Origin of the sequence: Citricoccus sp., assembly GCF_035445025.1 — a bacterium.
In the GTDB taxonomy this organism is placed as follows: Bacteria; Actinomycetota; Actinomycetes; order Actinomycetales; family Micrococcaceae; genus Citricoccus.
This window is the reverse complement of sequence record NZ_DAOMPX010000092.1, coordinates 1-6,145: the sequence shown is the minus strand read 5'-3', so window position 1 is coordinate 6,145 and position 6,145 is coordinate 1. Positions and strand designations below refer to the sequence as shown.

At 69.7% G+C, this 6,145-nt stretch carries 5 protein-coding genes; 4 read left to right on the top strand and 1 reads right to left on the bottom strand.

Translation table 11 applies throughout. The features are described 5' to 3' along the window. Positions 1–38: 38 nt before the first annotated feature. Entirely contained in the window at positions 39–1,538 is a 1,500-nt protein-coding gene (locus PLJ28_RS14610) for an alanine/glycine:cation symporter family protein (protein WP_183529339.1), read from the bottom strand. Between the two features lie 157 nt (positions 1,539–1,695). Here PLJ28_RS14610 and PLJ28_RS14605 point away from each other — a divergent pair, with 157 nt between their 5' ends. From PLJ28_RS14605 to PLJ28_RS14590, 4 genes are all read left to right on the top strand, one after another. Beyond that, positions 1,696–2,367: a GntR family transcriptional regulator gene (locus PLJ28_RS14605; protein ID WP_183529341.1), complete on the top strand. Its 672-nt coding sequence runs from the start codon at positions 1,696–1,698 to the stop codon at positions 2,365–2,367. A gap of 144 nt (positions 2,368–2,511) precedes the next feature. Next, on the top strand, positions 2,512–3,915 hold the full coding sequence (locus PLJ28_RS14600; RefSeq protein WP_183529343.1) for a protoporphyrinogen/coproporphyrinogen oxidase: 1,404 nt from the start codon (positions 2,512–2,514) through the stop codon (positions 3,913–3,915). 29 nt (positions 3,916–3,944) lie between these two features. Beyond that, positions 3,945–4,841: a dihydrodipicolinate synthase family protein gene (locus tag PLJ28_RS14595; protein WP_324590314.1), complete on the top strand. Its 897-nt coding sequence runs from the start codon at positions 3,945–3,947 to the stop codon at positions 4,839–4,841. 107 nt (positions 4,842–4,948) lie between these two features. Continuing rightward, the coding region (locus PLJ28_RS14590; protein ID WP_324590313.1) for an aldehyde dehydrogenase family protein at positions 4,949–6,145 on the top strand (1,197 nt) is incomplete at its 3' end.

Genomic DNA, 6,145 nt, shown 5'->3' with positions numbered 1-6,145 from the left:
CGCGAACGACAGCCTGCCCTTCCGGGTCGAGGACCGGGTCAGTCGCGGGACGCGTGCCGCCTGCCAGGGGTGCGCTGCGCCGGCCGCGGGGCCAGGACCGACGAGTCCCCGGCGTTGAGCTCCTCCCAGAAGTCGGCGTGCTTGATGCCCAGCTTGACCGGGTCGAAGACCGGGTCAAGACCGGCGGCACGCTGCTGGTCGTAGTCCTTGAGCGTCTTGAGGGCGATTCCGGAGGTGAAGATCAAGATGGTGAAGTTCAGGATGCCCAGCGCGCCGTATCCGATGTCGGCGGTGGCCCACACCAGGCTGGCGTCCTGGATGGTGCTGTAGAAGGTCATCGCCAGGAGGGCAACCTCCATGATTCGCACGAGGACGCGGTTCCGGTGCCCGACGAGGTAAGCGAGGTTGGCCTCGGCAATGAAGTAGAAGGCCACGATCGTGGTGAGTGCGAACATGGCGATCGCGATGGCGATGAAGGGTCCGGCCAGCGGTTCCCAGACTGTGGCGATGGCTTCCTGGGTGAAGTTCGGGCCGGCGGCGACCCCGGGCAGGTTGGTCTGGATCGTGGTGCCGTCGGTGGTGATGACGTTGTAGGCCCCCGTGACCACGAGCATCAGCCCGGTGGCCATGCACACGCCCAGGGTATCGATGTAGATGGAGAAGGACTGCACCAGGCCCTGCTTGGCCGGGTGCGAGACGTCGGCGGCACCGGCGGCGTAGGTGCCCTCGCCGACGCCCGCGACGTTGGAGAACAGGGCCCGGCGCACGCCCCAGGCGATCGCTGCTCCGATGATGCCGCCGAAGACGGAGTCCACGCCGAAGGCGCTGGTGAAGATCAGGCCGATGGCCGCCGGGACCTGGGTGAAGTTGACGGCCAGCACCACCACTGCCATCAGCAGGTAGCCGACGGCCATGATCGGGACGACGATGTTGACGAACTTGAGCACGCGCTGGCGTCCGCCCCAGATGATGATGCCGAGGATGGCGGTGACGATCAGTCCCACGACCCAGGTCGGCGCTCCGAGGCCGAATTCCGCGGCGACGCCGATGTTGGTGGCCTGTACGCCCGGTGCCAGCAGGGTGTAGAGGAGTAGTGCGATCGCGGCCGCGACCATCCCGAGCCAGCGCTTCTGGGTGATCTTCTCCAGGTAGTAGGGGACGCCGCCCTGCAGTTCACCGTCGATGCGCTGCTTGTAGATCTGCGCCAGGGTCGACTCCACGAAGGCCGTCGCGGCGCCGAAGAACGCCATCAGGCCCATCCAGAACAGCGCCCCGGGCCCGCCGAAGCCGATGGCGGTGGCGACCCCGGCGATGTTGCCGACCCCGACGCGGTTGCCGATCGTCAGCATCAGCGCCTGGAACGGGGTCAGGCCTCCTTCGCGCTCCTTCCCGTCGCCTTTGAGCTGGCGGATCATGTCCACGAACAACCGGACCTGCAGGAAACGGCTGCGCACGGTCAGGTACACCCCGAGCGGCATGGCCAGGAAGAGCATGACCAGCCACATCGTGTCGCCGATCGCGTAAATGCTGTCAACCATCGTTGACTCCTCACAAGGTCGATAGGTGCACGACGACGGACAGGTCAGGGAGTGTGTCGTACATCACTGCGGCAACTGTAGTTTGTGATCACATATCAAACAAGAGGGAAAGTGGATCTGTGATCACCGCCCGAGTGAGAGCCCTATACTTCGGCACATGCCCCTCCCTCAGCTCGAGCCGCAGGCCCGCATCGCAGACCAGGTGTTCGAGGCGATCCACGGGGCCATCATGCGCGGGAGCTACCCCGCCGGTCACCGGTTGCGCATCCGGGACGTGGCCGCGGAGCTGGGCACCAGCGTCATGCCCGTCCGCGAGGCCATCCGGCGACTGGAGGAGGTCGGGCTCGTCGAGACGCTGCCGAACCGCGGCGCCCGGGTGAAGGGCTTCACCCCCGCCGAGCTGCTCCACGTCTACGCCGTCCGGCGCCTGCTGGAGATCGAGGCCTCCGGCCTGGGGGCCGCCGCGGTGTCCGACGACGGCATCGCCCGGCTCCGCGAGGCCTATGCGGCGATGGAGTCGCACCTGGAGGCCGGCGAGGTCGTCCCGTACCTGGACGCGGACGAACGCTTCCTCGACGTCCTGTACGAGGCCGCGGGCAATCCCGTCCTGGTGGAGACCATCCACGTGCTCTGGCAGCGCTGCCGGTCCTACAAGATCGTCGGGGCCAGCAGTGAGCTGGAGAGCGGCAACCCGGGGATCCTCCTGGAGTTCCAGGCCCTGCTGCTCCAGGCGGCGATCGACCGCGACGCCCTGCGGGCGAGGGAACTGGCCGCGGCCTCGATCGACGCCGCGACCGGTCGCATCCGTCAGGCCCTCCCCGAGGGCTGAGCCCCTCCGTCCGCCCGGAAGCCTGGGGCCCGAGTCCCCCTCCCATGACTTCCCCAGACTTCGCACCACCTCTTGTGTGATCACAAATCACAGATTACTGTACTGAGAGATGGATCACATCGAGTCGCAGTGGAAGGCAACCTCATGAAAGACGCAATCATCATCGGCGGCGGGCTCGCCGGCCTGTCCGCGGCCTGGCGCCTGCGCCACTGGGACACCGTGGTCCTGGAGGCGGACCAGCGGGTCGGCGGCCGGATCCGTTCGGAGCGCCGGGGGGACTACTGGATGAACTGGGGCGGGCACGTCTTCGCCGGACCCGGTTCCTCCACCGACGCCCTGCTCACCGAGGTCGGCGTGACCGCCGTGGAGATCCCCGGCTCCCTGCAGGGGCTGTCCATGAACGGGAAGTTCATCAAGAAGGGGCACATCGCCACCTACCCGTTCCGCATCCCGATGCCGCTGGCCTCCCGGGTCGACACGCTGCGGGCCGGGATGAAGGTCGTGGCCGGCGTGGCGAAGTACACGGGGGTCGTGCGCAAGCGCGCCGGGGAGTCCGACGCGATGCGCCAGCAGCGCATCTACGACTTCCAGAACGAGAACTCCTTCCTGGACCTCATCGGGAACACCTCCGAGGATGCCGCGGCCCTGTTCAAGACGACCGTCACGCGCTCCGCCGGGGACATGGACCAGATCTCCGCCGGGGCCGGCATCGGCTACTTCAGCCTGGTGCTGGGCTTCGGGCAGGGGTTGAACCGCGGCATCGTGGGCGGCCCGTCCACCCTGACCGAATCGATCGCGGTGGCCCTCGGCGACCGTGTCCGCCTGGGCGCCACCGTGCACGAGGTGGTGCACCGGAAGAACTCGGTCCTCGTCCGCTACAGCCAGGACGGCCGGGACCACGAGGTCGAGGCGCGCTCCGTCGTCCTGGCGACCACCGCCGACGTGTCCCACCGGATCGGCGTGGACCTGCCCGAGGACCTGCGCGGTGCGCTCGGGCAGATCAAGTACGGTCCGCACGTCAGCTCGGCCTTCCTGACCGATGAGACCTCCGCCCGGCCCTGGGACGACATCTACGCCATCGCCGCCCCGAAGCGCTCGTTCGCGATCGCTCTGAACCAGGCGAGCATCGTCCGCGGCACCGAGTCCGTCCGCAAGCCCGGCGGCAGCTTCATGACCTTCTCCCCGGCCAGCCTGGGCGCCGCCCTGCTGGACAAGAGCGACGAGGAGGTCGTCCAGACCCACCTGGCGGACCTCGACCAGGTGCTCGGCCACGGCTTCGCCGACAGCGTCGTGGAGGCCAAGGCGGCCCGGTGGAAGGTGGCCTCGCCCTACAGCTTCCCCGGCCGCGCCAAGCTCCAGTCCACGCTCATGCGCGGCACCGATCGCGTGTTCCTGGCCGGTGACTACCTCGGCACCCTCTACACCGAGAGCTCCATCATGTCCGGGTTCTCGGCCGCCCAGGAGATCGCCAGCCGACTGGCCACCGAGCGCCAGACCCGGTCCGCGCTCGAAGCCGTACCCGCCCTCGACGACGCCCTGGTCAGCTGACCACCCCACACCACCGAAAGGCAACCATCATGACGAACGAACTGCGCGGTGTCCTGACCGCCCTGGCCATCCCCTTCGACGCCGATGAGCAGATCGACGTCCCCGTCCTGCGGCAGGTGGTGGACCGTTCCATCGCCGGTGGTGTCCACGGCGTGGTGGCCGGGGGTTCCACGGGCGAGTTCGCCACCATGACCCCGGACGAGCGCATCCGCATGGTCGAGGAGGTCACCGCTCACGTGGCCGGCCGGGTCCCGGTGATCGCCCAGACCGGTGCCGTCACCACGGCCGAGGCCGTCCGCCAGAGCCGGGCCGCCCAGCAGGCCGGTGCGGACGTGCTGATGCTCGTCACCCCGTACTACGAGGCGCTGTCGCTCCAGGAGACCACCACCTACCTGCGGGACGTGGCCGAGCAGGTCGAGCTGCCGATCATGCTCTACAACATCCCCGGGGCCACCGGCGTGAACCTCGACCCGGACACCATCGGCACCCTGGCCGAGGAGTTCGAGCACATCCGCTACGTGAAGGACTCCGGGGCGAACTGGGAACAGGGCCTGCAGCTGATCCACCACCACGGGGACCGGATCGGCACGTTCATCGGCTGGGACGTCTACCTCTACTCGGCCCTCGTCGAGGGCGCCGCAGGCGTCATGGCCGGTGCCGCGAACGTGGTGCCGACCGAGATCGTGGCGATCTACGACGCCATCACCGCCGGGGACCTGAGCGGGGCCCTGGCGCAGTGGAAGCGGCTCTACCCGGTGATCGACACCATGATCTCCGGCCAGTTCATCCCCGCGGTCAAGGCCGGCCTGGAACTGCAGGGCGTTCCCGCCGGGGCGCCCCGCCGGCCGATGGCACCGCTGTCCGCCCAGGGACGCGCAGAGCTCCGCGACGCCCTCGAGCTGCTGCAGGGCGCCTTCGCCTCCTGAGCCGCCGGTCCCGACGCCGGCCCGCGCCGGCCGGCGTCGGGCCTGGCGGATGTCTGCGCCACCGCCACCCACGCCCCCACCCTTCCCCACCCTTCCTGGAGGTCCCGATGACCGAGCAGAACATCCTGTCCGCGGCCGTAACCGTGCTGCGCGCCGAGCAGCCCTTCACCGTGGAGATGCCCCGGTGTGACCACTACATCGACGGCCGGCACGTCGAGTCCGCCACCGGTGAGACCTCCGAGGTCGTGGACCCGGCCCGCGGCACCGTCCTGGCCACCGTGCCCCGGGGCGGGGCCGCCGAGGTCGACGCGGCCGTGGCGGCCGCGCGCGCCGCGGCTCCCGGCTGGGCGACGCGCACGCCGAAGGACCGGGCCGAGGTGCTGTTGGCCCTGGCCGACGCCCTGCGGGACGACCGCGACCGCCTGCGCACCCTCGAGGCCCTGAACTGCGGCAAGCCGCCGGCGGTCACCGCGGACGACGTCGACTCTGCGATCGACACGTTCCGCTTCATGGCCGGCGCCGGGCGCAGCACCACCACCGTCGCCGCCGGGGACTACGTGGAGGACATCACCTCGATGATCCTGCGCGAACCGCTGGGCGTCATCGGGATGATCACCCCGTGGAACTACCCGTTGCTGATGGTCGCGTGGAAGCTCGCCCCGGCGCTGATGGTCGGCAACACCATCGTGCTCAAGCCCAGCGAGGTCACCCCGCTGACCACCCTGCGCCTGGCCGAACTGGCCGACGGCATCCTCCCGCCCGGGGTCCTGAACATCGTCAACGGATCCGGGTCCACCGTGGGGGCCGCCCTGAGCGCCCATCCCGGGATCGACATGATCGCCCTGACCGGCAGCGTGGGGGCCGGCCGGTCCGTGGCCGGCGCCGCGGCCGCCAACGTGGTCCCCGCCCACCTGGAGCTCGGCGGCAAGGCCCCCGTGCTGGTCTGCCCGGACGCCGACCTGGACCAGGTGGCCGCGACCGTGGCCGAGGCCGGGTTCTGGAACACCGGCCAGGAATGCGGAGCCGCGTGCCGCGTCCTGGCCCACGACTCCATCGCCGAGGCCCTCACCGAGAAGATCGTCACCGCCGTCGCCGCCTACCGGCTGGCCGCCCCCGAAATCGACCAGGACGACACCCTGGGCCCGATCATCTACCGCGGCCACTACGAACGGGTGATGACCGCCATCCACGCCGCGGTGGACCGCGGCGCCGAGGTGCTCCTCGGGGCACGCGGGGACGACTCCGAGGGTTACTGGATCGAACCGACCGTCCTGAAGGTCGCCACCGGGGACCCGATCAGCCTC